Genomic DNA, 1,094 nt, shown 5'->3' with positions numbered 1-1,094 from the left:
GGACAGCAGGGCGGCGCTCATGGCAGCGTGGCCTCCGCCCAGCGGTCTTCGGGCAGCGCGTCCTCGGCCAGCGGGTCGGCGAGGGCCGGGGCGGCGCCGGCCGCGAAGGCGGTGCGCGGCATGGGCAGGGGCGCAGGCACCAGCGAAGGCTCGGCCTGGGGCAGCGGCAGGCCGCTGGCCACCAGCCAGCGCACGGCGGCCTGCACCGTGGCCGCATCAGGTCCGGCATTCGCCGGTGCGTCGCCGGCCGTCGCCAGGCTGCGCAGCAGGGCCTGGCCGGCCGCGCCGCGCCGCGCCGCGGCATCGCGCCGCGCGGCGTCCTGCTCGGGCAGCAGGCGCTGCAGGCTCTCCCAGGGCGTGCGCGCGACCAGCTGGCGCATCAGGCCCGCGTCGCCCAGCAGCTCGAAGGCCTGCAGGCTGCGCGCGTGGATGCGGCGCGCCCAGTGCACCAGCGAACCGGGCGACTGCGCCGCGACCAGGGCCAGCAGCTCCTGCGCGGCGGCGCGCCAGGCGGCCTGGCTGGCCAGGCCCGGCTGGCCGCCAAGGCGGGCGCGCTCGGCGTCGGCGCGCACGACGGCGCCGGCCAGGCGCAGCAGGCGCTGGGCGAAGTCCAGCGGCTGGGGCGCGTCGCTGCCCCAGGCCGGCCCGCTGGCCTGCGCCGCGACGCGCAGCGCGCGCACCGCGGCCGGGCCCAGGCCGAACAGCCGCGCGTAGAGCCTGGCGCGGTCGGCGCGGGCCGGGTAGTCGCGCGCGCCCTGGGCGAAGCGCTCCAGGCGTTCGGCGGTGGCGCGCTCGCGCAGCGCCAGCGCATGGCGCTGCTCGGCCAGGGCCTCGACGGCGGGCAGCACGCCGGCCTCTTCGAGCTCGGCGTGCAGGTACAGCGCCGCGTAGGCCGCCAGCACCTCGGAAGACGGCGTGGCCGCGCCCGCGGCCGGCAGCGGCGGCAGCGACAGGCGCAGCGGGTCCTCGGCCGCCGCCGCGAACGCCAGGCGCAGCGGCGCCAGCGCCGCGCCGAGCTCGCGCAGCGCGGCGGCGAGCACATCGTGGCGGCGGGCGGGCGTACGCATGGCGGGGTTCCCGGATCGGTTCCCGGC

At 80.7% G+C, this 1,094-nt stretch carries 1 protein-coding gene; it reads right to left on the bottom strand.

Annotated elements, in window-relative coordinates; translation table 11 throughout:
• Nucleotides 1-17: 17 nt before the first annotated feature.
• Nucleotides 18-1,067 (bottom strand): hypothetical protein, encoded by a 1,050-nt coding sequence (locus FFS10_RS22870; protein WP_137896899.1) that lies wholly within the window; start codon nt 1,065-1,067, stop codon nt 18-20.
• Nucleotides 1,068-1,094: the final 27 nt, after the last annotated feature.

The organism is Ramlibacter sp. 2FC (assembly GCF_005503345.1).
Taxonomy (GTDB): domain Bacteria; phylum Pseudomonadota; class Gammaproteobacteria; order Burkholderiales; family Burkholderiaceae_C; genus SCMQ01.
This window is presented reverse-complemented; position numbering and strand designations above follow the sequence as displayed.

What these genes read in the sequence shown, in the direction of transcription:
- FFS10_RS22870 (WP_137896899.1), bottom strand. Translation starts at nt 1,067, where the DNA reads ATGCGTACGCCCGCCCGCCGCCACGATGTGCTCGCCGCCGCGCTGCGC.